The following is a 23,007-nucleotide window of genomic DNA, read 5'->3' as shown; positions in this document are numbered from 1 at the left end:
GGCACATGCTGTGACCTTGCCCTCTCGATCGGGTACATGATCCGTTACATACGGTCGCATAGTCGGCGTGGCGGGCGGGCAGCGGCAACACGACGGTTCTCGACATCGGGATGAATCGGGACAGTGATACATATTATGTGCGAAGTTTCCTGATTTTTATGTCATCCCTGGAATGCCGTATCCATCCCTGCGCCCCTGTGGCCGCCGGGATACGGAGAGGACGCGACCGTGGCCGTCGGACCTGTGGAGTACCTCGTCATCGCCTTCCCCGGCAGTCGTTTCACCGGGGCGGTCGCCCCCGCGCTCGCCGACGCCGTGTCGTCCGGAGCCGTACGGGCGGGCGACCTGGCCTTCGTACGCAGGGTCGAGGGTGGCGCGCTGACCCCGGTGGAACTGCGGGAGCTGGACCCCGAGGGAGTGGTTCCCGCCGATGCGGCGGAGGGCGGGGCGGCGGCGGTCCTGGGCGCGGAGGACGTCGAAAGGCTCGACCGGGGAGTGCCCGCGGGCGATGTCGTGGCGATCGTCGTCCGGGAGGACCTGTGGACCACGCGGCTCGCCCGCGCGGCCCGCGAGGTCGGCGGCACGTTCGTCGCGCACGAGCGCCTCGGGGCCGGTGATTCCGGTGACCAGGAGGTCGCGGGGGACGACATCATCACCCGGCTGGAGCGGCTCGCCGAACTGTGGAGGCGGGACGTCCTCACCGACGCCGAGTTCGTGGAGCAGAAGACGAAGCTCCTGTCGGACTGATGTCCGGCCGACGCCCCGGGGTGCCGCCCGGCGTTCTCCGGTGATGCTTTCCTTACTGCATACGACATTGATCCTGATATGTGGAATTCCTGGAATTCATCGGGGAAAGAGGCAGTTCATCGTGCAGACCGCCCGGACCGTTCCGGCCGCCACCGTTGTCAATCTGCGCGACCTGGGCGGCATCGCTCTGGGCCGTGACCGCCGGGTGCGGCAGGGCGTCCTGTTCCGCTCGGGTCAGCTGAGCGAACTCGACCCGGCGAGCGACCGGGCGGTGTCCGCGCTCGGCATCCGCACCGTCGTGGACCTGCGCACCGCCGACGAACGCCAGTGGGCCCCGGACCGGCTGCCGGACCGGGCCAGGCTCTTCGTCGCCGATGTACTGGGCGACCACCCGGGGGTGGCGCCCGCCCGGCTGCGGTCCCTGCTCGCCGACCCGGTCGAGGCGGAACGGACGCTGGGGGGCGGCCGGGCCGAGGAACTGTTCGCCGAGACCTACCGGAAGATGGTCCTCTCACCGGGTGCCGCAGCCGCCTACCGGGCCTTTCTGGAGACGGCCGCCGACCCCGGTGCGCGCCCGGTGCTCTTCCACTGCACGGCGGGCAAGGACCGTACCGGCTGGGCGGCAGCCGTCCTGCTGATGCTCCTGGGGGCGGCCCGCGCGACGGTGCGGTCGGACTTCCTCGCGGTCAATCCCGCCGTACGGGCCGCCTTCGCCCCGTACGTGGCGAAGTTCCTGGACGGTGGCGGCGATCCCGCCGTCGCCGCGGCGATCATCGAGGTCCGCCCCCGCTACCTGGATGTGGCGCTCGACGCCATGGACGAACGCTGGGGCGGCCTCGACGGCTACGTGCGCAACGGGCTGCGCGTACCCGACGCCGTACTGGAGCGGCTGCGCCACGGCCTGGTGATCCGGGGCTGAACCGGCCGGAGTCCGGCGCCGACGCAAGGGCGGGGACGCGGAAAGGTGGCCGGTCCGGCCGGGAGATTCCCGGCCGGACCGGCCACCTTTCGACGTGCTGGAGCGGCCCCGGCTACAGGCGTACGAGGCGTTCCGTCAGGTCGCGGTAGTGCTGGAGGGCGATCCGCAGATCCTCGGTCTCCGCCCCGGTGGCAGGGTCGCTCCCGTCCTTCCCCGCGCGCAGGCGCCGCCCGCGCTCCTCCAGGGCGGCTCCGAGGCTCGCGACGACCTCGTCGAAGGTGGCGTCGGCCTCCCGCACCGCCCGGTGCGGGTCCTCCACGAAGCCGGTCACCGCCTGCTGGATCCGGGCGGCGAACGCCTCCTGCTCCTCGGGGGCGAACAGCGGCCTGCCGGGGTGCGGGCCGCCCTCGGCCGTCCCCCGGGCGGCGTCCGGTCCGGCTTGGGCGACCGTGTGAACCGGGGTTTCGGAGACCGTGGGGCCGGGGGCGGTACGGGGGTCCGCCCCGATACGGCCGGCCGGCTCCTCGCCCGTGACCGTCCTCGGAGCCGTCACGGGCGTGCCCGGGCCCCTCACGGGTGTACCCGTGTCGATGGGGCCTGCGCCCTCGGGCAGACCAGTCTTTCCGTTCGGTGTCCGCGTCATGATGTACCGCGTCCCTTCACCAGATGCCTGTTGCCGTGCTCACGCCCCGACGGACCGCCCGCGAGCAGGCCGTCGAAGAGCCCGCGGGCCTCGATCAGGGCCTCACGCATCTCCTCGGTGCTCACATCCCCGCGACGAGCCGCGTGCACCCGGCGGTAGCCGTCGACGTGCGCGGCGTGGTGGACGGAGAGCGCGTCCGTACGGTCCTCGAAGTCCTCACCGTCCGGGAAGCCGCGCTCGCGCGACAGATCGGCCAGCAGCGCGTCGGCTTCGGTGAGCGACCGCTCCGGCGATTCCACGAACAGCTCCTGGGCGCTCGCCCAGCGGGCGGCGTACCGGGCGCGCGCCTCCTCGGTCAGCGGGCGCTCGTCGAGGTGCCCGTGCCGCTTCACGCGGTCACCGAGCTCCTGCTCGGCCGCCGCGGTGTCCCCGCCGTGCCGGGCGACCACACGGTCGTACTCCGGCCCGAAGCGGCCACGCAGCCCCCTGCCGCCGGCCGGACGTCCACGGAGAAGGAAGAACGCGGCGATGGCCGCCACGGCCACCACGGCGATGATGATGATCGCTGTCGTCATGGCTACCGCCCCCGACGTTCATCGGCCGGTACGTAGCTCTGCTGTCGCACAGTGGTCAACCCCTTTCGGTCCGAGCCCGGCGGCAACCGCCGGGCGAGGTGCAAAGGTTCGTGTACCCCCGGATCCCCGTTCGAGGCAGCGGCCCTCCGCCGGAGGGCTCAGCGGAACGCTCTGTGTAGGGTGAAAACGTCGGATCGGCGGCAGGTCGGAGGGACACGCGATGACGGAGCGCAAACCACCGGGAGTCAGTTTCGAGTCCTGGGTCGACCGGCAGATCCACGAGGCGGAACAACGCGGCGACTTCTCCGCGCTCCCGGGCTTCGGCAAGCCGATCGCCGGCCTGGAACGCCCGTACGACGAGGCCTGGTGGATCAAGCAGAAGATGCAGAAGGAGGGCGTGTCGATGCTGCCGCCCGCGCTGGCCCTGCGCAAAGAGGCGGAGGACGTACCCCGCGCGGTGTCCGCGGCCCGCACCGAGGCCGAGGTGCGGCGCATCCTGACCGAGGTGAACGAGAAGATCGAGCGGGCGATCCGCATGCCTCCCGAGGGCCCGCCGCTGCGGCTGGTCCCCTTCGACGTGGACGGGACCGTCCGCCGCTGGCGCGAGGAACGCCACCCGGCCTGAAGCCGCCACCACGGTGCCGCATACTCGCCGTATGGAATCGGGCAGGGCAGGGCGGCGGCGCGGGCGCGCCCCACAGCGTGCCGACGTGACGGTCCGCCGGGCCTCGGCGGGCGACGCCGGCCGGCTGACCCGGCTCGTCCGCACATCAGGCGCCTACGAGGGCCCGTACGCCCCGATGGTGGAGGGCTACCGAGTCGGGCCGGACTACATCGAGGCGCACCGGGTCTTCGTCGCCGCGGACCGCGGTACGGGCCGGATCCTCGGCTTCTACGCGCTGCTCCTCGACCCGCCGGAACTGGACCTGATGTTCGTCGCCGACTCCGCCCAGGGACTCGGCGTCGGCCGACAGCTCGCCGCCCATCTGCGCGAGGAGGCCCGGAGCGCCGGACTCACGGGCGTCCGGATCGTCTCCCACCCGCCCGCCGAGGGCTTCTACCGGAGCATCGGCGCCGAATCCGTCGGCACGGTGCGGGCCGACCCGCCGGCGGTCATGTGGGACCGCCCCGAACTCCTGCTCCGCATCGGCTGAGGCGCGCCCTGCCGGGAACGACCGCAGCCCGGCCGCAGTGCGCGGCCGGGCTCCGGGACGGGGTGCTTCAGAAGCTGATTCAGCCGCCGTACGGGCGGGTGATCAACTCCATTCCATGACCGCTCGGATCGGGGAAGTACACGCCCCGTCCGCCGTCGTTGTGGTTGATCTCGCCGGGAATCTTCTGATGGGGATCGGCGAAGAAGTCGATCCCCAGAGCCTGGATCCTCGCGAACGCGGTGTCGAACTCCGCCTCCGAAATGAGGAAGGCGTAGTGCTGCGGGGTGATCGAAGCGGCGGGAATCGTCGCGAAATCCAGCGTGACGCTGTTCGCGAGAACGACCGGAATGAACGGTCCCCACTCTTCTCCGACCGTCAGGCCCAGCAGATCCGCCAGGAATTCGGCGGACTCGCGGTTGTCCCGGCAATGAACGATGGTGTGGTTCAACTCGACTGACACGGTGGAATGCCTCCAACGGGCATCTCACGGGCTACCTCCACGCCTCACCCGGCCGGTGACCGACGCGCGATGCCCTGCCGTGACCATAGGCGGGCCGCGCACACCGGTCCACGGGATTACGCCCCTGCCTGCGGGGAACCTGTGAGATCCGGCCATCGGCACGCCGTTCCCGCCGAGGCTGTCGAGGAGAAAGGGAGGCCACGTGACATCCAGCAGAGGCCGTCAGGAGACCCAGGAGGAGCGGGCGGACCGGCAGTGGTCCGAACTGCTCCAGGAGCTGCGCGTCGCCCAGACCGGGGTGCAGATCCTTTTCGGTTTCCTGCTCGCGGTGGTCTTCCAGTCGCGGTTCGAGGACCTGGGCGACACCGACCGGAACATCTACGTCGTCACGGTGATGCTCGGCTCGGCGACCGCGGCGGCGCTCATCGGCCCCGTGTCGTACCACCGGCTCCTCACCGGCCGTCGGATGAAGCCCGAGACGGTCATCTGGGCCTCCCGGATGACCGTGCTCGGCCTGGTGCTGCTGTTCTGCACGATGTGCTCGGTGCTCCTGCTGATCCTGCGCGTCGCCCTGCACAACCAGCTGGCCCTGTGGCTCGTCGGAGCGATGGCCCTCTGGTTCGTCGCCTGCTGGTTCGTCTTCCCGGTGTGGGCCCTGGCCCGGGGGCGCTCCGGCGGACGGGATACCGATGACGAGGAGAGGGACGGGGGCGTGGACGAGTCGTCCGACCGGGGGAGCCACGCCACCTGAGGCGGGTCAGGCCGGGCTGCGCACATCGGTCACCGCGAACAGCGCGCCGTCCGTATCCCGCAGGGTGACCTCGGTGCCCCCGAAGCCGGTGCGCTCCTCGACGAGGGCGCCGCCGTGCCGCTCGGCCGCGGAGACCGTCGCCGCGAGGTCCGCCACCGGGAACTGGACCTGCCAGTGCGGGCGCACCATCGGGTCGACGTCCGACTCCACGGCCCCGGAGCTGATCCGGGCCAGCGGATGCCCCGCGCACCGCACGATGACCTCGTCGCCCTCGTAGGCGACATCGCAGCACCCGGGCCGCCCGCTCGCCCAGTCGAGCACCTCGCCGTAGAAGATCGCCGCGTCGAAGGCATCACGGGTCCGCAGCCGCAGCCAGGCGTGCGCGTGGTCGGCCGGGGCCGGCGGCGAGGCGGAGTCCTCGGTGCGCTCCCAGAGGCCGAAGGACGCTCCGTCCCGGTCCGACGCCAGCACCCCGCGCCCCTTGCCGAGCGTCAGCGGTCCCACCGCCACGGTCCCGCTGCGTTCGCGGACCCGGGCGGCGGCCACGTCCGCGTCCTCCACCGCGAAGTACGGCGTCCAGGCCACCGCGACCCGGTACGCCGAGGAGACGGCGAAGACGCCGGCCACCGGCACCTCGCCGCGGTAGGCCACGGAGTAGTCGGCCCCGAGCCGCCCGGGGCGGAACGACCAGCCCAGCACCTGCGCGTAGAACCGCTCGGCGGTCTCCAGGTTCCGGGTCATGAGGGTGACCCAGCACGGTGCGGCCGGCCCCGTGAGTGGTGCTGCCGAGGCCGTACGGGGATCGCTTCCGGTCATGGTCCACTGCCTTCGTCGGGGAGCGGCGTCCTGCCCTGCCGCTGCGGTCCAGCAACCAGCCTCGACCGGCCCGCCCGGTCCCGCAACGCGGGCCCGGGTCACCGTCCGGCGCGCGGCGGGGCATTCGTGATGTCGAGGAAGACCTGGTCGGCCTGCGGCCACCGGTCGGCCATCGCCTCCCTGATGCGCATCGAGACCTCCTCCACCCGCTCGCTGTCGATGCCGGGGGCGAGGTCGATACGGGCGGCGACCAGGGGATCGACGGCCTCGCCGATCAACTGGTCGCGGGCGTCGCGTCCGAGCCGGAAGGCCACGTAGACCAGCAGCAGCCCGATACCCAGCGAGGCCGCCGCCTCCCAGACCACACTCCCGGTGGTCAGGTGCAGAACCCTGCCCGCCATCGCCATCGCCATCGCCAGGGCCAGGGCCACGCCGAGAACCGCCGTGCTGTCCTCGGCGATGACGGTGCGCAGAGCCGGGTCCAGGGCCCCGCGCTTCTCGCCGCGCGCCTGGTGCAGGGCCCGCCCCAGGGACGTGGCCTCGGCGACGAAGGCGACGCCGAGGACGATGAGACCCGCCGTATACCCCTCGGGGGGACTCGTGGCCGTCCCTGCGGAGCGCGGAAAGCCCCTGGTAGAACGAGAAACAACCGCCCATAACGAAGATGCCTACCGCGGCCGGCAGCGCCCAGAAGAAGCGCTCCTTGCCGTATCCGAATGGATGACGGGCATCAACCGCGCGGCTGCTCCTCGTCGGGCGGCAGCGGACCGTTGCCGTGGTCCTTCAGCTCGTACGGGGACAGGGCGTGGCCGTCTGCGGGGAACCGGTCGGAGGAGTGCGGGTCGTGCTGCTCGATGTGGGTGCGCTGATCCGGCTTCTCCGGCTGCTCATGGGGCTGCGGCGGCGGCGGCTCGGCGTCGTGCTTGCGCTTGCTGAGGATGAAGCCGCCGATCAGCAGGGCGACGACGGCCAGCGCCACGATGGGCAGGACGACCCCGAGGGCCCCCGCGCTCGCCGCGAGCGGGACCTCGGCCGACACCTCGACCGCATTGACTGTATTCAGAACATCCATGTAAGGCGCATACCCCGGGAGAAGGGCATCAGTCAGCTATTCACAGTAATTCATGTTTTATGGGTATCTCAGGGGAAAGGCGTTTCAAGACCGTGGGCCAGGACCGCCCTCCTGCCCGCTCTCCGGGAGCTCAAGCCCTCTTTCGGGCGCTTCCCGTGTCGCCGTCGGCCGGATGCGGGGTCAGCCTGGAGTGGTCCCAGAGGCCGGCACCCCAGTGGAAGGAATCACGGTGAACAGCACCCCCGAGCAGAGCGGCCAGGATCACCCGGCGGGCCGGGAGGTGGTGGTCTCGCTCAGCCGCTGTGACACACAGGACGCGCGGACCGTGTTCGACGTGCTCGCCACCGCCTTCGCGTCCGACCACCCGATGGGCGAGACCCCCACGTCGGCCACGGGCCCCCGCCCGACCGTCTGGGTCACCACCGTGGACGTGTCCGAACCGAGGGCGGCCGCCACCCCCGCCCGCCTCACCGAACCGGTCACGGTGGACGCCCAGGGCGGCTACTGGGCCGTCGACCGGCTGCGTACCCACCTCACCGGTGCCTTCGCGGTGAGCGTCGTCGGCACGGCCGCCGGCGACCAGGAGCAGGAGGTCAGGCTGCGGCTGGAGAGCCGCTGACGGCACGGACGAGAACACGACCGGGGTGACCCAGCCCCGCGGCGAAGCGAAAGGCGCGCGCATGGATTCCCTCGCTCTGGGGACCGACCTCGAACCGGAACCGGTCGTCGACGAACACTCCACCGTGACCCTGCACGTCAACGGCGAGGCGGCGACGCTGACCGTCGACCACCGCGCCACGGTCCTGGAGACGCTGCGGGAGAGCTTCGGGCTCACCGGGGCCAAGAAGGGCTGCGACCACGGCCAGTGCGGGGCCTGCACGGTCCTCGTCGACGGGCGGCGGGTCAACAGCTGCCTGCTGCTCGCCGTCGCCCAGGACGGCGCCACGATCACCACCGTGGAAGGGCTCGCCGACGGCGAGAGCCTGCACCCGGTGCAGCGGGCGTTCGTCGAGCGGGACGCCCTCCAGTGCGGCTTCTGCACCCCGGGCCAGATCTGCTCGGCCGTGGGCATGCTCCGCGAGGCCGCCGACGGCCACCCCTCGCATGCCACCGAACCGGACACCGCCGACCGACCGGCCGGACCCGTCGCACTCGACGCCGACGAGATCCGCGAACGGATGAGCGGCAACCTGTGCCGGTGCGGGGCCTACCCCCGGATCGTCGAAGCCATCGAGGACGTGATCGAGTGAAACCGTTCGGCTATGTGCGCCCCGCCTCCACCGACGAGGCCGTCCGGCTCTGCGCGGAAGGCGCCGGCGCCCGCTTCCTCGGCGGCGGCACCAATCTGGTGGACCTGATGAAACTCGGCGTGGAGACGCCCCGGGTCCTCATCGACGTCGCCGGGCTGCCACTGGACCGGGTGACCCGGACGGTCGACGGCGGCCTGAGCATCGGCGCCACGGTGCGCAACAGCGACCTCGCCGCCCACCCCGACGTGACGGAGAGCTACCCCGTGCTGTCCCAGGCGCTGCTGGCCGGGGCCTCCGGCCAGCTCCGCAACTCCGCCACCACCGGCGGTAACCTGCTCCAGCGCACCCGCTGCCGCTATTTCCAGGACGTCTCCAAGCCCTGCAACAAACGGCTCCCCGGCTCCGGCTGCCCCGCACGCGAGGGCACCCACCGCGACCTCGCGATCCTCGGGCACTCGCCGGAGTGCGTGGCCACCAACCCGTCCGACATGGCCGTGGCCCTCGCCGCGCTCGACGCGACCGTGGTGCTCCTGGGGCCCGAGGGCGAACGGGCCGTCCCCCTCACCGAGTTCCACCGCCTGCCGGGCGAGAACCCCGACCAGGACACCGTGATCAGACCCGGCGAGCTGATCACCGAGGTGGTGCTTCCGCCGCCGGCGCCCGGGGCGGCCACCCGCTACCGCAAGGCCCGCGACCGCGCCAGTTTCGCCTTCGCACTCGTCTCCGTCGCCGCCACGCTCCGGGTGGACGCCGGCCGCGTGGAACACGCCACGCTCGCGTTCGGCGGCGTCGCCCACCGACCGTGGCGGGCCCGCAGGGCGGAGGCCGAGCTGCGCGGCGCCCCGGCCACGCCCGCGGTGTTCCAGCACGCCCTGATCGCCGAACTGGCCGAGGCGCGGCCGCTGCGCGACAACGCGTTCAAGGTGGACCTCGCCCGCCGGCTCGCCCTCGACGTGCTCGGCGAACTCACCGCCCGGCAGCCCACGCGGACCGGCTGAACCGCCCGGGGCCGTTGCCCACGCGCCCACCGCCCGCCCGCACCACCGACCCCCGAGGACCCACCGCCATGACCACGCAAGCCCCGCAGTTCCCCGGTGCGCCCGTCGTCCGCAGAGAGGCCCGGGACAAGGTCACCGGTACCGCCCGCTACGCGGCCGACCGCGCGCCCGCCGGGTGTCTGTACGCCTGGACCGTCCCGGCCACCGTCGCGGCCGGACGCGTCGCCGCCGTACGGGCCGTCGACGCCCTCGCCGTGCCCGGCGTGCACTCCGTTCTCACCCACGACAACGCACCCGAGCTCCAGGAACCCGACGACCCGATCCTCGCCGTGCTCCAGAACGACCGGGTCCCGCACCACGGTTGGCCGATCGCCCTCGTGATCGCGGAATCCCTGGAGGCCGCCCGGACAGGCGCCGGGGAACTCCTCGTCGAGTACGAACGCGACCCGCACGACGTCACTCTCACCGAGGACCACTCCGGCCTCTACACGCCCGACGAGGCCAACGGCGGTGAACCCGCCGTCCGGGTGCGTGGCAACGTGGAACGGGCCCTGGCCGCCTCGCCCGTCCAGGTCGACGCCACGTACCGGATGGTCGCGCTGCACAACCACCCCATGGAGCCGCACGCCGCCACCGCCGTGTGGGCCGACGGACACCTCACCGTCCACGACTCCAGCCAGGGCTCCACCAAGGTCCGCGACAGCCTGGCCCAGGCGTTCGGCCTGGACCCGGACCGGATCACCGTGGTCTCCGAGCACGTCGGCGGCGGCTTCGGCTCGAAGGGCACCACCCGCCCGCAGGGGGTCCTGGCCGCGATGGCCGCCCGGCACACCGGCCGCCCGGTCAAACTCGCCTTCCCCCGGGCCCAGCTCGCGGAGGTCGTCGGCCACCGCGCCCCCACGATCCAGCGGGTCCGGCTCGGCGCGGACCTGGACGGGGTGCTCACCGCCGTCAGCCACGAGGTCGTCACCCAGACCTCCACCGTCAAGGAGTTCGTCGAACAGGCCGCCGTGCCCGCCCGCGTCATGTACGCCTCGCCGCACAGCCGGACCGCGCACCGGGTGACCGCCCTCGACGTCCCCAGCCCCTCCTGGATGCGGGCCCCGGGGGAGGCCTCGGGGATGTACGCCCTGGAGTCCGCCATGGACGAGCTGGCCTCCGCGCTCGGCCTGGACCCCGTGGAGCTGCGGCTGCGCAACGAGCCCGAGACCGAACCGGACAGCGGCCGCCCCTTCAGCAGCCGCGGTCTCGCCGCCTGTCTGCGCGACGGTGCGGCCCGGTTCGGCTGGCAGGACCGCGACCCCAGGCCCGCCGCCCGCCAGGAAGGCCGCTGGCTCATCGGTACGGGCGTGGCCTCGGCGACGTACCCTGTCCTCGTCTCCCGGTCCACCGCGACCGCCCACGCCGCGCGGGACGGCGCCCTGCGCGTCGAGGTCAACGCCACCGACATCGGCACCGGGGCACGCACCGTCCTGGCCCAGATCGCCGCCGACGTGCTCGGCGTCGCCCCGGAGGCCGTACGCGTCGACATCGGCTCCACCGAGCTGCCCGCCGCCCCGCTGGCCGGTGGCTCCTCCGGCACCGCCTCCTGGGGCTGGGCCGTGCACAAGGCGGCGACCGACCTCGCCGCCCGCCTCGCGGAGCAGTCGGGCCCCCTGCCCGCCGAGGGGATCACCACCACCGCCGACACCGAACAGGAGACCGGCGAGGAGTCCCCGTACTCCCGGCACGCCTTCGGCGCGCACTTCGCCGAGACGGCCGTCGACGCCGTCACCGGCGAGGTCCGCGTACGCCGCCTCCTCGGCGTGTACGCCGCCGGGCGGATCCTCAACGCGCGCACCGCACGCTCCCAGTTCACCGGCGGCATGGTGATGGGCATCGGCATGGCCCTCACCGAGGGCTGCGGCATCGACCCGGACTTCGGCGACTTCACCGCCAAGGACCTCGCCGCCTACCACGTGCCCGTCTGCGCCGACACGGCCGACATCCAGGCGCACTGGATCGAGGAGGACGACCGCCACCTCAACCCGATGGGCAGCAAGGGCATCGGCGAGATCGGGATCGTCGGCACCGCCGCCGCCATCGGGAACGCGGTCCGCCACGCCACCGGCGCCCGGCTGCGCGAACTGCCCCTCACCCCGGACACCCTGCTGCCCTATCTGCTGTGACCGTCCTGACGACGGACACCGCTCCCCACCAGCACGGACGGCCCACCTGTTGCGCGTCCGGCCTATTCGACGCACCCTGATGAGTGACCCAGAAGTGATCTGTGCTCACGCTTCGTGTTCGGGGGGCGTTCGTACGACGGGGTGAAGTACGACGGGGTGAAAGACGTGGGCCTCGTGGTGAGGAGCCTCGACGATGACCGTTCCACTCGACCGGCACTACTCGGTCGAACTGCAGGTGTCGGCAGAGCGCGTTTCCCAGGTGCGGCGGATCGTCGCCGCACACCTTCGTCACTGGAGTCTCGACCTGCACGTCCGGCCGGTGTGCCGGGCCCTGGACGAGCTCCTGACCAACGTCCACCGGCATGTCGGCGACGGCAACACCTGCGTCCTCGAACTCCGCTGGACCGGGCGGCACGTGACCGTGTCCGTCGCGGACAACAGCGCCCGGATGCCCCGGCTGCTGCCGACCGGCGGCGGGCTGAGCCGGGTCATGGCCCTGAGCGACAGCTGGGGCACCTGCCGGACCACGGACGGCAAAGTGGTCTGGTTCACCCGCTACGCCGAGGCACCGCAGCCCGCGGGTCTGCTCCCGTACGCCCCGCTGCCCGGCGTCCGCACCGCCCGCCACGTTCCCCTGGCGGCGCTCGTGTAACCGCCCGGAGGAGCGGCCCCCTCACCCGGCCGACGCGGAACGCGCTGCCCCGGCACGCATGATCCGCGTCGGCCGGGTACGTGCGGGGGAGGGGAGGGCCGCGTTGCGCGGACCGGTGCGGCGCGGCACGGTCGGAGTACCGATGCAAAGGAGGCCACTGCCATGCCCATCGCGACGGTCAACCCCGCGAACGGCGAACTGATCAGGTCTTATCCCGCCCTCGACGAGGAGGAGACCGAACGCAGGATCGCCGCCGCCGCGGAGACCTTCCGCCAGTACCGCACCACGCCCTTCGAGCAGCGGGCCGGCTGGCTGAACCGGGCCGCCGACCTCCTCGACGAGGACCGCGACACCATCGCCCGCACGATGACCGTCGAGATGGGCAAGCCCGTCACGGCGGCCCGCGCGGAGGCCGCCAAGTGCGCGAAGGCGATGCGCTGGTACGCCGCCCACGCCGAGGGGCTGCTCGGCGACGAACACCCGGACCCCGACGACGCGAAGGACTCCGGCGCCTCCCGCGCGCTGGTCCGCTACCGCCCCCTCGGCGTGGTCCTCGCCGTGATGCCGTGGAACTTCCCGCTCTGGCAGGTGGTGCGCTTCGCCGCCCCCGCGCTGATGGCGGGCAACGTCGGGCTTCTCAAGCACGCCTCGAACGTCCCGCAGACCGCCCTCTACCTGGAGGACCTCTTCCACCGGGCAGGTTTCCCCGCCGGCTGCTTCCGTACGCTCCTGATCGGCTCGGGCGCCGTCGAGGCGGTCCTGCGCGACCCGCGCGTCGCCGCAGCCACCCTCACCGGCAGCGAACCGGCAGGGCGCGCCGTCGCCGCCACCGCCGGTGACGAGGTGAAGAAGACCGTGCTGGAACTCGGCGGCAGCGACCCCTATCTGGTCCTGCCCTCGGCGGACGTGGAGAAGGCCGCCGCCACCGCAGTCACCGCCCGCGTCCAGAACAACGGCCAGTCCTGCATCGCCGCCAAGCGCTTCATCGTGCACGCCGACGTCTACGACGCGTTCGCCGAGCGGTTCACCGCGGGCATGCGCGCCCTGACCGTCGGCGACCCGCTGGAGGAGGGCACCGACATCGGACCGCTCTCCACCGAACAGGGCCGCACCGACCTGGAGGAACTCGTCGACGACGCCGTCGAACGGGGAGCCGAGGCGCTGTGCGGCGGACGCCGTCCCGACCAGCTCGGCGGCGGCCTGGAGAACGGCTGGTTCTACGAGCCCACCGTGCTCGCCTCCATCACCACCGCCATGCGCGTTCACCGCGAGGAGACCTTCGGCCCCGTCGCCACCCTCTACCGGGTCGCCGACCTCGACGAGGCGATCCACCTGGCCAACGACACCCCCTTCGGCCTCAGCTCCAACGTCTGGACCCGCGACCCCGGCGAACAGGAGCGCTGCGCCCGCGACCTGGAGGCCGGCGGGGTCTTCTTCAACGGGATGACCGCCTCGCACCCGGCCCTGCCCTTCGGCGGGATCAAGCGCTCCGGTTACGGCCGTGAGCTGGCCGGACACGGCATCCGCGAGTTCTGCAACGCCACCACACTCTGGTACGGACCCGAGGCGTCCTGACACCCCCGCCCGTGTGCCGTCACCCGACGAGGAGACCTGCTCCGTGAGCGACCCCCGTACGCCCTCCGCGCCCTCCGCCCTCTCCGACGACGAACTCGCCGCGCTCGACGCGCACTGGCGCGCGGCCAACTACCTCGCCGTCGGGCAGATCTACCTGATGGCCAACCCCCTGCTGACCCGGCCGCTCGTCCCCGAGGACATCAAGCCGCGGCTGCTCGGCCACTGGGGCACCTCGCCGGGGCTCAACCTCGTCCACACCCACCTCAACCGGGTGATCAAGTCCCGGGACCTGAGCGCCCTGTGCGTGTGGGGGCCCGGCCACGGGGGACCGGCCGTCCTCGCCAACTGCTGGCTGGAAGGCAGCTACTCCGAGACCTACCCGGACATCGGCCGGGACGTCGAGGGCATGGGACTGCTCTTCAAGCAGTTCTCGTTTCCCGGCGGCGTGCCCAGCCATGTCGCCCCCGAGACACCCGGCTCCATCCACGAGGGCGGCGAACTCGGCTACGCCCTCGCCCACGCCTACGGAGCCGCCTTCGACCACCCGGACCTGGTGGTGGCGTGCGTGGTCGGCGACGGCGAGGCCGAGACGGGTCCGCTCGCGGCCTCCTGGCACGGAGACAAGTTCCTCGACCCGGTCCACGACGGAGCCGTCCTGCCCATCCTCCACCTCAACGGCTACAAGATCGCCAACCCGGCGGTCCTCGCCCGCATCCCCGAGGAGGAGCTCGGCCAACTGCTGCGCGGCTACGGCCACGACCCCCTGTTCGTCAGCGGCGACGACCCGGCCGCCGTCCACCGGGCACTGGCCGCCGCCATGGACACCGCCCTGGACCGCATCGGCGCGTACCAGCGGGCCGCCCGCGAGGACGGCGCCACCGAGCGTCCCCGCTGGCCCATGATCGTGCTGCGCACCCCCAAGGGCTGGACAGGACCAGAAGAGGTCGACGGACTGCCCGTCGAGAACACCTGGCGCTCCCACCAGGTCCCGCTCCCCGGCGTCCGCGACAACCCGGAACACCTGCGGCAGCTGGAGGCGTGGCTGCGCTCCTACCGGCCCGCCGAACTCTTCGACGCCGACGGCCGCCCCACCGAGCAGGTCCTCGCCTGTGTGCCCGAGGGAGCGGCCCGGCTCGGCTCCACCCCGTACGCCAACGGCGGGCTGCTGCTGCGCGACCTCCCGCTGCCCGACCCGGCGGACCACGCCGTACGGGTCGACAAGCCCGGCACCGCCCTCCACGAGCCGACCAAGGTGCTCGGCGGCTTCCTGGAGAGCCTGATGGCCGCCACCGAGGACCGCAGGGACTTCCGCGTCGTCGGCCCCGACGAGACCGCGTCCAACCGGCTGGACGCCCTCTACCGGGTCACCGGCAAGGCCTGGCAGGCCGGCACCCTGCCCACCGACGAACACCTCGCCCACGACGGCCGTGTGATGGAGGTGCTCTCCGAACACCTCTGCCAGGGCTGGCTGGAGGGCTACCTCCTCACCGGACGGCATGGGCTCTTCTCCAGTTACGAGGCCTTCGCCCACATCGTCGACTCGATGGTCAACCAGCACATCAAATGGCTGCGCACCTCGCGCCGGCTGCCCTGGCGGCGGCCCATCGCCTCGCTCAACTACCTGCTCACCTCGCACGTCTGGCGCCAGGACCACAACGGCTTCTCGCACCAGGACCCCGGCTTCGTCGACCACATCCTCAACAAGAGCCCCGAGGTCGTGCGCGTCTACCTCCCGCCGGACGCCAACACCCTGCTCTCCGTCGCCGACCACGCGCTGCGCAGCCGGGACTACGTCAACGTGATCGTCGCCGGGAAGCAGCCGACCTTTGACTGGCTCACCCTGGACGAGGCCCGCGCCCACTGCGCGCGCGGGGCCGGAGCCTGGGAGTGGGCCGGGACCGAGGACGGGAGCCGGGAACCGGACGTGGTCCTCGCCTGCGCCGGGGACGTACCCACCCAGGAGACGCTGGCCGCCGCCGGCCTGATCCGCCGCCATCTGCCGGAGCTGGCCGTGCGCGTGGTCAACGTCGTCGACATCGCCCGCATGATGCCCGACGCGGAGCACCCGCACGGAATGCCGGACTCCGAGTACGACGCCCTGTTCACCCGCGACAGGCCAGTGATCTTCGCTTACCACGGCTACCCGTGGCTGATCCACCGGCTGGCCTACCGCCGCAACGGCCACGCCAACCTCCATGTGCGCGGCTACAAGGAGGAAGGCACCACGACCACGCCGTTCGACATGGTCGTCCGCAACGACCTCGACCGCTACCGGCTGGTCATGGACGTCATCGACCGGGTGCCGGGGCTCGGCGTCCGGGCCGTCGCGGTACGTCAGGAGATGGCGGACGTCCGCACCCGCCACCACGCCTGGATCCGCGAGCACGGCACGGACCTGCCGGAGGTCGTGGACTGGACGTGGGGCGGCTGACGGCGTCGGTCACCGGGCCCTGTTCTCGCCGACGGGGTGGTTGAGCGATCATGGGCGGCGACCCGAGACCCACCGGAGAGGCCGCCATGAAGCTGCGCTGTGCCGTGATCGAGGACTTCCAGTCCGTCGCCACCACCGTCGTCGACTGGTCGCCCGTGACCGCCGATGTCGAGGTCGTGACCTTCACCGAGCACCTCGCCACCGAGGACGAAGCGGCCGCGGCGCTCGCCGACTTCGACCTCGTGGTCACCCTGCGCGAGCGGGTGCCGTTCCGGGCGGAGCTGTTCGCCCGGCTGCCCCGGCTGCGGCTGCTCGTCGCCTCCGGCATGCGTAACTCCGTCATCGACCTCGACGCCGCGAAGCGGCACGGCGTCGTCGTCTGCGGCACCGCCAGCTCCGCCACCCCGCCCGTCGAGCTGACCTGGGCGCTGCTCCTCGGTCTGGCGCGCGGGATCGTCCCCGAGGCGGAGGCGCTGCGCTCGGGCGGCCCCTGGCAGTCCACCCTCGGCGCCGATCTGCACGGGCGGAGGCTCGGGCTGCTGGGACTCGGAAAGATCGGCGGCCGGGTGGCGCGCGTGGGCCTGGCCTTCGGCATGGACGTCCTGGCGTGGAGTCAGAACCTTACGAAGGAACGGACCGACGAGGTCGGGGCGGAGCTGGCGGCCTCCAAGGAGGAACTGCTGGCCTCCAGCGACTTCGTCTCCGTCCACCTGGCGCTCGGCGACCGGACCCGGGGCCTGATCGGGGCGGCCGAACTCGCCCTGATGCGCCCGACCGCGTATCTGATCAACACCTCCAGGGCGGCCGTCGTCGACACGGACGCCCTGCTCGCCGCTCTGCACGCCGGCGTCATCGCCGGGGCCGCGACCGATGTGTTCGACACCGAGCCGCTCCCGGCCGGTCACCCGGTCCGCACGGCTCCGCGCCTGCTGGCCACCCCGCACCTGGGATATGTGTCGCGCGCCAACTACGAGACCTACTACGGCCAGGCCGTGGAGAACATCAGGGCCTTCCTCGACGGGCAGCCGCTCCGCCGCCTGGGCTGACGGCGGAGGGCCTGTCAGAGGCTCGGTCAGTAGCGCAGCGCCGCCGCGATCCGGCCGTGGTCCGCCAGCGAACCGTCCTCGACGAAGACCACATCGGCGCCGCTGTCGAGCGCGGCTTCGACCAGTTCGTCGACGATGTCCTCGCGGATCGTGCCGTCCGCGCTCTGTGTGCTTCCCTCGGGCACCGGCTCCAGGTGCTCGTCGGTCACCCTGACGGCCGTCTGGAAGTGCTCCTCCACCGCGACCAGCCCCGCCCGGCCCTCACGGACGGCGGCCCACACCTCGTCGAGCCCGCCGGCGAAGGAGTGGGCGCTGCGGGCGTTGTCGAGCCTGGTCTCCACCTCCGCCGCCGCCCGGCGAGCGCCCTCGTCGAGGGCGGGCCGCAGCTCCTTGAGGACCTCGGCGGGCGACAGGTCCGCCGGTGCGCCCTTGGTGACCCGGCCGACGGCGGACCCGGAGCTCTCGCCGACCTCGTCCAGCAGGGCGAGGGCGGGGGCGAGGCCCACCAGATACAGCGGGCGCGGATCGTCGGCGAGCACCGCGCGCAGCTTCTCGTCGACATCGCGGAAGAAGTTCCGCGTCTCCTCGTCGCTGAAAGTGCTCGGGGTGTCCCCGATCCGCTCCTCGCGCTGCGGGTTCGGCGGTTCCTTCGGCGCGGTCAGCGGGAAGCCGCCCACCGCCTCCTGGCGGATGCCGTCGGCCGTGCCGATCCACAGCGTCGCGTGGTCGGCGGCGACCGTCAGCGCCCGGAAGGGCCGGGTCTGGGCCTTGGCGGCGACGAGGTTGCGGGTGAGGTAGGTGTCGCTGAGCACCACCCGTTCGGGTGCGGTGCGCGGAAGCTGCCAGATCCAGTACTCGTCGGTGGTGGCGAGGAGCACCAGGGAGTCCATCGCCGCGCGTGGGTCCACCTCGGCCGCCGCCCGCTCCAACTGGTGCACGAGGGCGGCCCGGACCTCGCGGCTGACCTGCGGATCGGCTTCGAGGCGGTGTCCGGCGTCGGCCACCAGGTTCCGCAGGCGGACCGGGTCCTGGCCGTTGTCCGGGGCCTTGCGGTGGGTCGGCATGGTCAGGGACAGGGCCGGATAGGGCCGGGTCGCCCGCAGCTCCCGCAACAGGTCGGCGGTCAGGGCGTCCGTATCCATCGTTCCCTCCCAGGGCTCGAACCCGCTCCCGTATGAAGCGGATGCTTCGACGAGTCAATTCATACCTTTTGATCCTAATATGGGCGAGTTGTTGCCCTTGGAGTGCGGGAGGCTGCGCGATGTCCACGCTCACGGTGTGGAAGTTCCGGACGGCTGAAGGCGCGGAGAGCGTCGAGGAGGCGCTGAAATCCCTTCAGAAGGAAGGGCTGATCAAGATCCTCGACGCGGCGGTGGTCAGCTGGCCCGCCGACCGGGCCAAGCCGCGCACCAGACAGCTGCTGAACCTCGTCGGCGCCGGGGCCCTCAGCGGGACCTTCTGGGGCATGCTCTTCGGCCTGATCTTCCTCATGCCGCTGCTGGGAGCGGCCATCGGGGCGGCCGCCGGGGCGCTCGGCGGGAAGCTCGCGGACGTCGGCATCGACGACGACTTCATCGCCGAGGTCAAGGAGAAGGTGACGCCCGGGACCTCGGCGCTGTTCCTGCTGACCATGAACGAGGTGCCCGAGCGGATCGGCGCACAACTGCCCGGCGACGGCGCCGAACTCCTCCACAGCAATCTCGACACCGAGCGCGAGGCGAAGCTCCGCGACATCTTCGGCGACGAGACGGTGTGACCCGCGAACAGCCCTTCCCCCCTCTCGCACCCCCTCTCCTGGATTGGACGGACCGTCCGTGAAAGCGAACCTCCCCGCGCGCCGAGCCGTACGCGCCCTGGCCCCCGTCGCCGTCGCGGCCCTGCTGTTCGCCTCCACGGCGGCTTGCGACTCCGACACCAGCAGCGAAGGCACCGACCAGGGTGTCCACACCCTCACACCCGAGCCGGAGGAATCACCCTCCGAGGCGCCGAGCCCGCGCACCCAGCAGAGCTTCGCCGCCTCGGTGTCCGCCGAGTCCGAACGCGTACGGCAGGAGGCGGCGAAGCGGCTGGAGGAGGTCGAGGGCCGGGGCAACGCCATCGGCGACGTCTCGGTCAACGGACTGCCGCTCACCGCGTCCGAGGAGGTCCGCAGCGCGCTCGTCCGGGTCACCAACCCCACCGACGAGGCCACGTTCTTCGCCGTGAAGGTGGAGTTCGTCGACGCCGAGGACAAGGTGCTCGACGCCGTCGTCGTCGGCGTCGAGGACGCCCCGCCCGGCCGCACGGTCACCGCCCAGGCCAACAGCCGCAAGGCCGCCGGGGTGAAGACCTTCCCCCGGGTCGCCCAGGCCGAGCGCGGCTGAGGGGCGCGGGCCATGAGCGCCGCCGACGCGGTGACCGACTCCCTCCAGAACCTGCGCGACCGGTTCGTCGACGTACGGGAGGGGAAGCCGGCCGACTACATTCCCCAGCTTGCCCTCGCCGACCCGGACGCCTTCGGTCTCGCGTTGGTGAGCATGGACGGACACCGCTACGTCGCGGGCGAGGCCGAGGTGCCCTTCACCCTCCAGTCGGTCTCCAAACCGTTCATCTACGCCCTCGCGCTCTCCCTGCTCGGCCTCGACGAGGTGAGCCGCTGGGTCGGCGCCGAGCCGAGCGGCGAGGCGTTCAACGCCATCAGCCTCGAACCCGGTACGGGCAGGCCCGCCAACGCCATGGTCAACGCCGGTGCGATCGTCACCACCGCGCTGATCCCCGACACCCCGGACGAACCCGCCTTCGACCGGATCCTGCACTGCCTCGGCTGCTTCGCCGGGCGTGAACTGGACGTCGACGAAGAGGTGTTCAGCTCCGAGTCGGTGACCGGGGACCGCAACCGGGCGCTGGCGTACCTGATCCGCTCCACCGGCACCATGCCCGTCGACCAGGTCCTCGCGGTCGACCGCTACTTCCGTCAGTGCGCGATCCGGGTCACCGCCGTCGACCTCGCCACGATGGCCGCGACGCTCGCCTACGGCGGCGTGAACCCGGTGACCCGCGAGCGGGTCGTCTCCGCCGAGGTCGCCGCCCGGGTCCTCGCCGTCATGGCGACCTGCGGCATGTACGACGGCTCGGGCGAGTGGCTGCTGCGCGTCGGCCTTCCCGCCAAGAGCGGGGTGTCCGGCGGCCTCATCGCGGTGGGCCCCGCCCGCTTCGGCGTGGCGACCTACAGCCCGCCGCTCGACGCCACCGGTGGATCGGTGCGCGGCCACGCCGCACTGGAGGCGATGTCGGACCGCTACGGGCTCCACCTCATGCTCAACCCCGCGCTCCCCGGTTCCACCGTCACCCTCGTCACCACCGCGGACGACCTGCCGTCGGCGCCGTCGGCCGGGCACGAACGGGTCCTGCACGAACAGGTCGGCGTCGTCGTCGCCCAGGGGTCCATCGACTTCACGGCCGCGGAGCGCGTGCTGTACGCCCTGGACGAGTCCGGGCCGGGCGGGGGTTCGGTCGTCCTCGACCTGCACGACGTCACGTCGGTCGACTCCGTGGCCCTGGCGATGCTGCACACCGGGCTCGCGCGGCTCGCCGGCGACGGGCGGCGCGCGGCGGTCGTCGATCCGAACGATCTGCTGGGCCCGTCCGACCTCGTGCGGGAACGGACCGGCCAGGACCTGCCGCGCTACGCCACCCGTGAGGACGCCGTCGAAGGCTGCGCGCAGGCCCTGGCCGGGGAGGACTGAGCCGTACCGCCGGGTGGGCAGGACTACCAGATGGCGCCGACCCACTCCGGGTGGTCTATGAACGGGTTCCGGTTGTGCTGGAACTGGTCGAATATGACGTCGTTGCGGCGCTTTTCGAAGGTGTCCGGCGGGTCTTCCTGGCTCCACTGCTTCAGGACGGACAGCTTGCCCATCTTCGGCGCGGACCCGTTGTTCACCTGGTCGTTGGGTTCGAGGTCGGCGAAGGAGTCGTTGCCCTCGTAGCGCACCGACATGTAGAGGATCATGCGGGCGACGTCGCCCTTGACCTCGTCGCGCGGCTCGAAGGAATCGCTGTCGGTGAAGTTGCCCGGCGCGTCGCCCAGTTCGCTCCCGCCGTTGTCGAAGTCCTTGTTCCCGCGCGTGGAGTTGACCTGGACATCGGTGGGCCGCAGATGATGGACGTCGGTGCCCGGGCCCGTCGCGGTGCCGAAGTCACCGTGCGACTTGGCCCAGACGTGCTCCCGGTTCCACTGTCCCGAGTCGCCGCCGTTGTCGTTCTTGGACTGGGAGCGCCCGGTGTACAGCAGGACGACGTTGGAGGAGTTGGCGGGATCCTCGTCGGTCGCCTTGAGGGCGTCCCACACCTGGCTGTAGGAGAGCTTGGTCTGGTCGCTGATGATCGTGTGCAGGGCGGACTTCAGCTCGGCTCCGGTCTTGCCGAGCGCGTCCTGGTAGTAGTCCTGGTAGTAGGTGTCGTCGAGGGCCGCAGCGGTGGCGGTGTACCGGCCGGGCGAGGTGTCCGACGGGGCCGCGGCGGCGGTGCCGGCGAGCACGGTGACGGCTGCCACGGCGGCGAGCAGTGGACGCGCGTAGAACGAGTGACGACGGGACATGTGGGGTGTCCTCTCCGGAACGCGGGCGTCGCGACGAGGACCCTGGGTGGGGGACCCGCGCGACGGCCGTGCGGTAGGTGGTCAGGCGGGAGCCTTCCACACGCACCGTGCCCCACGTGTGAACACTGTGTACCTATCATGTGCAGGTCAAGAATCGGTCCGCCGGAAGCCGTCGGAACGCCGTACGCCCCCGGTGGCCCAGGGCCACCGGGGGCGTACGGGGTGCGCGGGGTGTCCGCCTTCTCTAGCGGCCGGCCGCCCAGTCGCGCAGGGCGCGGACCGAGTCGAAGTCGGCGACGTTCCGGTCGAGGGGGTCGTCGGTGTACTGGTGAATGCGCCAGTCCGCCTCGATGCGGGGCTTGCCCGCGGTGCCGTAGTCGGCGATCCACAGCCCGTCGCCCGCGTAGCCGGTGGTGTCGTGGTTGAGCCAGAAGGAGCGGTTGCAGTACAACAGGACCCGGTGGTCGGGCCGTTCCCGCTTCACCGCGCGGATGAACCGGTCCTTGTCCGCGTTGCTCGCCCGCGTCCCGCCGCCGGTCTGTTCCCAGTCGACCGCGAGCAGATCACCCGCCTTCTCCGGGGTCTTGCTCAGGAAGTACGCCACCTGGTCCGACACGTCCCCCGGCCAGAGGAAGTGGTAGAAGCCGACGACGCACTCGGCGTCCCTGGCCCGCTTGACCTGCGCGTCCAGACGCGGATTGACATAGGTGCGGCCTTCGGTGGACTTGACGATGACGAAGTCGAGTCCGTCCGTGTCGTAGGAGGGCTGATAGGCGCTGACGTCGACACCGTGGAGCATGGGCACCGCCTCGGAGAATGGGGCAACGACGTCCCTCTTCTGCCCACTCCTCGGGCGTGCCAAGGGCTGATTCACCCTCCTGGGTAGGCGTGCGCGGGCTCCTCGGATGCGGCCGGGCCCGTGCGGCGCGAGAATTGCCGCAAGGACGAGGAGGCGGCATGAGCGAAGAGTCCGAACCCGTATCCGCGGCCGTGTCCGGGCCGGACGGCATCACGCCCGACCGGCTCCTGCACACGGGCGCGAGCGACCGGCCGAGCGCGGAGGACCTGGTGCTCGCCTCCGGGCGGGACCTGACGCCGGAGACCCTGGAATGGGCACGGCGCAAGCTGGCCGCCGAGGGGCGGTCGGCCATCGACAAACAACTGCCCTGAC

25 protein-coding genes and 1 pseudogene are annotated in these 23,007 nt (G+C 71.9%); 17 read left to right on the top strand and 9 right to left on the bottom strand.

From position 1 onward, the window contains the following. Nucleotides 1–228 precede the first annotated feature (228 nt). Nucleotides 229–747, top strand: coding sequence for a DUF6325 family protein (locus ACIQRW_RS13695; protein WP_403758737.1), 519 nt, complete (start codon nucleotides 229–231; stop codon nucleotides 745–747). Nucleotides 748–868: 121 nt separating this feature from the next. Then, on the top strand, nucleotides 869–1,666 hold the full coding sequence (locus ACIQRW_RS13690; RefSeq protein ID WP_403758734.1) for a tyrosine-protein phosphatase: 798 nt from the start codon (nucleotides 869–871) through the stop codon (nucleotides 1,664–1,666). 112 nt (nucleotides 1,667–1,778) lie between these two features. Here the strand turns inward: ACIQRW_RS13690 and ACIQRW_RS13685 are convergent, their stop codons facing one another. Continuing rightward, nucleotides 1,779–2,219, bottom strand: a complete 441-nt coding sequence (locus tag ACIQRW_RS13685) for a hypothetical protein (protein ID WP_403758731.1) — start codon at nucleotides 2,217–2,219, stop codon at nucleotides 1,779–1,781. An 86-nt stretch (nucleotides 2,220–2,305) separates the two neighbouring features. After that, the gene (locus tag ACIQRW_RS13680; RefSeq protein WP_403758729.1) at nucleotides 2,306–2,884 is read right to left on the bottom strand and encodes a hypothetical protein; all 579 of its coding nucleotides are present in this window, start codon (nucleotides 2,882–2,884) and stop codon (nucleotides 2,306–2,308) included. A gap of 220 nt (nucleotides 2,885–3,104) precedes the next feature. Between ACIQRW_RS13680 and ACIQRW_RS13675 the strand changes: the two genes are divergently transcribed. Both ACIQRW_RS13675 and ACIQRW_RS13670 read left to right on the top strand, forming a co-directional pair. Next, entirely contained in the window at nucleotides 3,105–3,509 is a 405-nt protein-coding gene (locus ACIQRW_RS13675; RefSeq protein ID WP_403758726.1) for a DUF1992 domain-containing protein, read from the top strand. Between the two features lie 31 nt (nucleotides 3,510–3,540). Then, the gene (locus tag ACIQRW_RS13670) at nucleotides 3,541–4,038 is read left to right on the top strand and encodes a GNAT family N-acetyltransferase (RefSeq protein WP_403758723.1); all 498 of its coding nucleotides are present in this window, start codon (nucleotides 3,541–3,543) and stop codon (nucleotides 4,036–4,038) included. Between the two features lie 79 nt (nucleotides 4,039–4,117). On the opposite strand, the gene ACIQRW_RS13665 is transcribed toward ACIQRW_RS13670, so the two are convergent. Further along, nucleotides 4,118–4,498, bottom strand: coding sequence for a VOC family protein (locus ACIQRW_RS13665; RefSeq protein ID WP_403758720.1), 381 nt, complete (start codon nucleotides 4,496–4,498; stop codon nucleotides 4,118–4,120). Nucleotides 4,499–4,700: 202 nt separating this feature from the next. Between ACIQRW_RS13665 and ACIQRW_RS13660 the strand changes: the two genes are divergently transcribed. Continuing rightward, nucleotides 4,701–5,249: a DUF6328 family protein gene (locus ACIQRW_RS13660; RefSeq protein ID WP_403758718.1), complete on the top strand. Its 549-nt coding sequence runs from the start codon at nucleotides 4,701–4,703 to the stop codon at nucleotides 5,247–5,249. 6 nt (nucleotides 5,250–5,255) lie between these two features. On the opposite strand, the gene ACIQRW_RS13655 is transcribed toward ACIQRW_RS13660, so the two are convergent. The 3 genes and pseudogenes from ACIQRW_RS13655 to ACIQRW_RS13645 all read right to left on the bottom strand — a co-directional run bounded on the left by ACIQRW_RS13655 (nucleotide 5,256) and on the right by ACIQRW_RS13645 (nucleotide 7,137). Then, nucleotides 5,256–6,065: a VOC family protein gene (locus ACIQRW_RS13655; protein WP_403758715.1), complete on the bottom strand. Its 810-nt coding sequence runs from the start codon at nucleotides 6,063–6,065 to the stop codon at nucleotides 5,256–5,258. Between the two features lie 98 nt (nucleotides 6,066–6,163). Beyond that, nucleotides 6,164–6,815 (bottom strand): annotated as a pseudogene (locus ACIQRW_RS13650) (cation diffusion facilitator family transporter); the annotation flags it as partial. Continuing rightward, on the bottom strand, nucleotides 6,796–7,137 hold the full coding sequence (locus tag ACIQRW_RS13645) for a DUF6479 family protein (protein ID WP_403758713.1): 342 nt from the start codon (nucleotides 7,135–7,137) through the stop codon (nucleotides 6,796–6,798). The pseudogene ACIQRW_RS13650 and the gene ACIQRW_RS13645, both read right to left, overlap by 20 nt. Before the next feature lie 229 nt (nucleotides 7,138–7,366). Here ACIQRW_RS13645 and ACIQRW_RS13640 point away from each other — a divergent pair, with 229 nt between their 5' ends. The 8 genes from ACIQRW_RS13640 to ACIQRW_RS13605 all read left to right on the top strand — a co-directional run bounded on the left by ACIQRW_RS13640 (nucleotide 7,367) and on the right by ACIQRW_RS13605 (nucleotide 17,257). Further along, complete coding sequence (locus ACIQRW_RS13640; RefSeq protein WP_403758710.1) at nucleotides 7,367–7,756, top strand: hypothetical protein; 390 nt, start codon at nucleotides 7,367–7,369, stop codon at nucleotides 7,754–7,756. Nucleotides 7,757–7,817: 61 nt separating this feature from the next. Next, nucleotides 7,818–8,387, top strand: a complete 570-nt coding sequence (locus ACIQRW_RS13635; protein ID WP_403758707.1) for a (2Fe-2S)-binding protein — start codon at nucleotides 7,818–7,820, stop codon at nucleotides 8,385–8,387. Next, complete coding sequence (locus ACIQRW_RS13630) at nucleotides 8,384–9,385, top strand: FAD binding domain-containing protein (RefSeq protein ID WP_403758704.1); 1,002 nt, start codon at nucleotides 8,384–8,386, stop codon at nucleotides 9,383–9,385. Before ACIQRW_RS13635 ends, ACIQRW_RS13630 begins: the two co-directional genes overlap by 4 nt. A gap of 68 nt (nucleotides 9,386–9,453) precedes the next feature. After that, a complete protein-coding gene (locus ACIQRW_RS13625; RefSeq protein WP_403758701.1) occupies nucleotides 9,454–11,553 on the top strand; it encodes a xanthine dehydrogenase family protein molybdopterin-binding subunit in 2,100 nt (699 codons plus the stop codon). Between the two features lie 193 nt (nucleotides 11,554–11,746). Next, nucleotides 11,747–12,205 (top strand): ATP-binding protein, encoded by a 459-nt coding sequence (locus tag ACIQRW_RS13620; protein ID WP_403758698.1) that lies wholly within the window; start codon nucleotides 11,747–11,749, stop codon nucleotides 12,203–12,205. A 162-nt stretch (nucleotides 12,206–12,367) separates the two neighbouring features. After that, a complete protein-coding gene (locus ACIQRW_RS13615) occupies nucleotides 12,368–13,780 on the top strand; it encodes an NADP-dependent succinic semialdehyde dehydrogenase (protein ID WP_403758695.1) in 1,413 nt (470 codons plus the stop codon). A gap of 43 nt (nucleotides 13,781–13,823) precedes the next feature. After that, nucleotides 13,824–16,211, top strand: coding sequence for a phosphoketolase (locus tag ACIQRW_RS13610; RefSeq protein WP_403758694.1), 2,388 nt, complete (start codon nucleotides 13,824–13,826; stop codon nucleotides 16,209–16,211). 86 nt (nucleotides 16,212–16,297) lie between these two features. After that, nucleotides 16,298–17,257 carry a D-2-hydroxyacid dehydrogenase family protein gene (locus ACIQRW_RS13605; RefSeq protein WP_403759434.1) on the top strand — a complete coding sequence of 320 codons (960 nt, stop codon included), beginning with the start codon at nucleotides 16,298–16,300 and terminating at the stop codon, nucleotides 17,255–17,257. A gap of 26 nt (nucleotides 17,258–17,283) precedes the next feature. Here ACIQRW_RS13605 and ACIQRW_RS13600 read toward each other — a convergent pair whose 3' ends face one another. Continuing rightward, nucleotides 17,284–18,399, bottom strand: a complete 1,116-nt coding sequence (locus tag ACIQRW_RS13600) for a chemotaxis protein (protein WP_403758692.1) — start codon at nucleotides 18,397–18,399, stop codon at nucleotides 17,284–17,286. A 119-nt stretch (nucleotides 18,400–18,518) separates the two neighbouring features. On the opposite strand from ACIQRW_RS13600, the gene ACIQRW_RS13595 reads away from it, so the two are divergent. Genes ACIQRW_RS13595 through glsA form a run of 3 tightly spaced genes read left to right on the top strand, consistent with a single transcriptional unit; the run spans nucleotide 18,519 to nucleotide 20,982 of the window. Continuing rightward, nucleotides 18,519–19,013 (top strand): DUF1269 domain-containing protein, encoded by a 495-nt coding sequence (locus tag ACIQRW_RS13595; RefSeq protein WP_403758690.1) that lies wholly within the window; start codon nucleotides 18,519–18,521, stop codon nucleotides 19,011–19,013. 58 nt (nucleotides 19,014–19,071) lie between these two features. Next, nucleotides 19,072–19,620, top strand: coding sequence for a hypothetical protein (locus ACIQRW_RS13590; RefSeq protein WP_403758688.1), 549 nt, complete (start codon nucleotides 19,072–19,074; stop codon nucleotides 19,618–19,620). 12 nt (nucleotides 19,621–19,632) lie between these two features. Next, the gene (gene glsA, locus ACIQRW_RS13585; RefSeq protein WP_403758685.1) at nucleotides 19,633–20,982 is read left to right on the top strand and encodes a glutaminase A; all 1,350 of its coding nucleotides are present in this window, start codon (nucleotides 19,633–19,635) and stop codon (nucleotides 20,980–20,982) included. 23 nt (nucleotides 20,983–21,005) lie between these two features. On the opposite strand, the gene ACIQRW_RS13580 is transcribed toward glsA, so the two are convergent. Beyond that, nucleotides 21,006–21,836: an endonuclease I family protein gene (locus ACIQRW_RS13580; protein ID WP_403758683.1), complete on the bottom strand. Its 831-nt coding sequence runs from the start codon at nucleotides 21,834–21,836 to the stop codon at nucleotides 21,006–21,008. 244 nt (nucleotides 21,837–22,080) lie between these two features. Then, entirely contained in the window at nucleotides 22,081–22,635 is a 555-nt protein-coding gene (locus ACIQRW_RS13575; protein WP_403758680.1) for a GH25 family lysozyme, read from the bottom strand. Between the two features lie 158 nt (nucleotides 22,636–22,793). Between ACIQRW_RS13575 and ACIQRW_RS13570 the strand changes: the two genes are divergently transcribed. Then, nucleotides 22,794–23,006, top strand: coding sequence for a hypothetical protein (locus ACIQRW_RS13570; protein WP_403758678.1), 213 nt, complete (start codon nucleotides 22,794–22,796; stop codon nucleotides 23,004–23,006). Nucleotide 23,007 lies beyond the last annotated feature (1 nt).

Origin of the sequence: Streptomyces sp. NPDC091287 (genome assembly GCF_044768525.1) — a bacterium.
Classification (GTDB): domain Bacteria; phylum Actinomycetota; class Actinomycetes; order Streptomycetales; family Streptomycetaceae; genus Streptomyces.
The sequence above is the reverse complement of the archived record's forward strand: the minus strand, read 5'-3'. Positions and strand labels throughout refer to the sequence as shown.

Coding starts and splice junctions, on each gene's coding strand:
- ACIQRW_RS13635 (WP_403758707.1), top strand. CDS start 7,818: ATGGATTCCCTCGCTCTGGGGACCGACCTCGAACCGGAACCGGTCGTC.
- ACIQRW_RS13625 (WP_403758701.1), top strand. CDS start 9,454: ATGACCACGCAAGCCCCGCAGTTCCCCGGTGCGCCCGTCGTCCGCAGA.
- ACIQRW_RS13580 (WP_403758683.1), bottom strand. CDS start 21,836: ATGTCCCGTCGTCACTCGTTCTACGCGCGTCCACTGCTCGCCGCCGTG.
- ACIQRW_RS13680 (WP_403758729.1), bottom strand. CDS start 2,884: ATGACGACAGCGATCATCATCATCGCCGTGGTGGCCGTGGCGGCCATC.
- ACIQRW_RS13675 (WP_403758726.1), top strand. CDS start 3,105: ATGACGGAGCGCAAACCACCGGGAGTCAGTTTCGAGTCCTGGGTCGAC.
- ACIQRW_RS13570 (WP_403758678.1), top strand. CDS start 22,794: ATGAGCGAAGAGTCCGAACCCGTATCCGCGGCCGTGTCCGGGCCGGAC.
- ACIQRW_RS13615 (WP_403758695.1), top strand. CDS start 12,368: ATGCCCATCGCGACGGTCAACCCCGCGAACGGCGAACTGATCAGGTCT.
- ACIQRW_RS13595 (WP_403758690.1), top strand. CDS start 18,519: ATGTCCACGCTCACGGTGTGGAAGTTCCGGACGGCTGAAGGCGCGGAG.
- ACIQRW_RS13575 (WP_403758680.1), bottom strand. CDS start 22,635: ATGCTCCACGGTGTCGACGTCAGCGCCTATCAGCCCTCCTACGACACG.
- ACIQRW_RS13655 (WP_403758715.1), bottom strand. CDS start 6,065: ATGACCGGAAGCGATCCCCGTACGGCCTCGGCAGCACCACTCACGGGG.
- ACIQRW_RS13670 (WP_403758723.1), top strand. CDS start 3,541: ATGGAATCGGGCAGGGCAGGGCGGCGGCGCGGGCGCGCCCCACAGCGT.
- ACIQRW_RS13600 (WP_403758692.1), bottom strand. CDS start 18,399: ATGGATACGGACGCCCTGACCGCCGACCTGTTGCGGGAGCTGCGGGCG.
- ACIQRW_RS13605 (WP_403759434.1), top strand. CDS start 16,298: ATGAAGCTGCGCTGTGCCGTGATCGAGGACTTCCAGTCCGTCGCCACC.
- glsA (WP_403758685.1), top strand. CDS start 19,633: ATGAGCGCCGCCGACGCGGTGACCGACTCCCTCCAGAACCTGCGCGAC.
- ACIQRW_RS13645 (WP_403758713.1), bottom strand. CDS start 7,137: ATGGATGTTCTGAATACAGTCAATGCGGTCGAGGTGTCGGCCGAGGTC.
- ACIQRW_RS13620 (WP_403758698.1), top strand. CDS start 11,747: ATGACCGTTCCACTCGACCGGCACTACTCGGTCGAACTGCAGGTGTCG.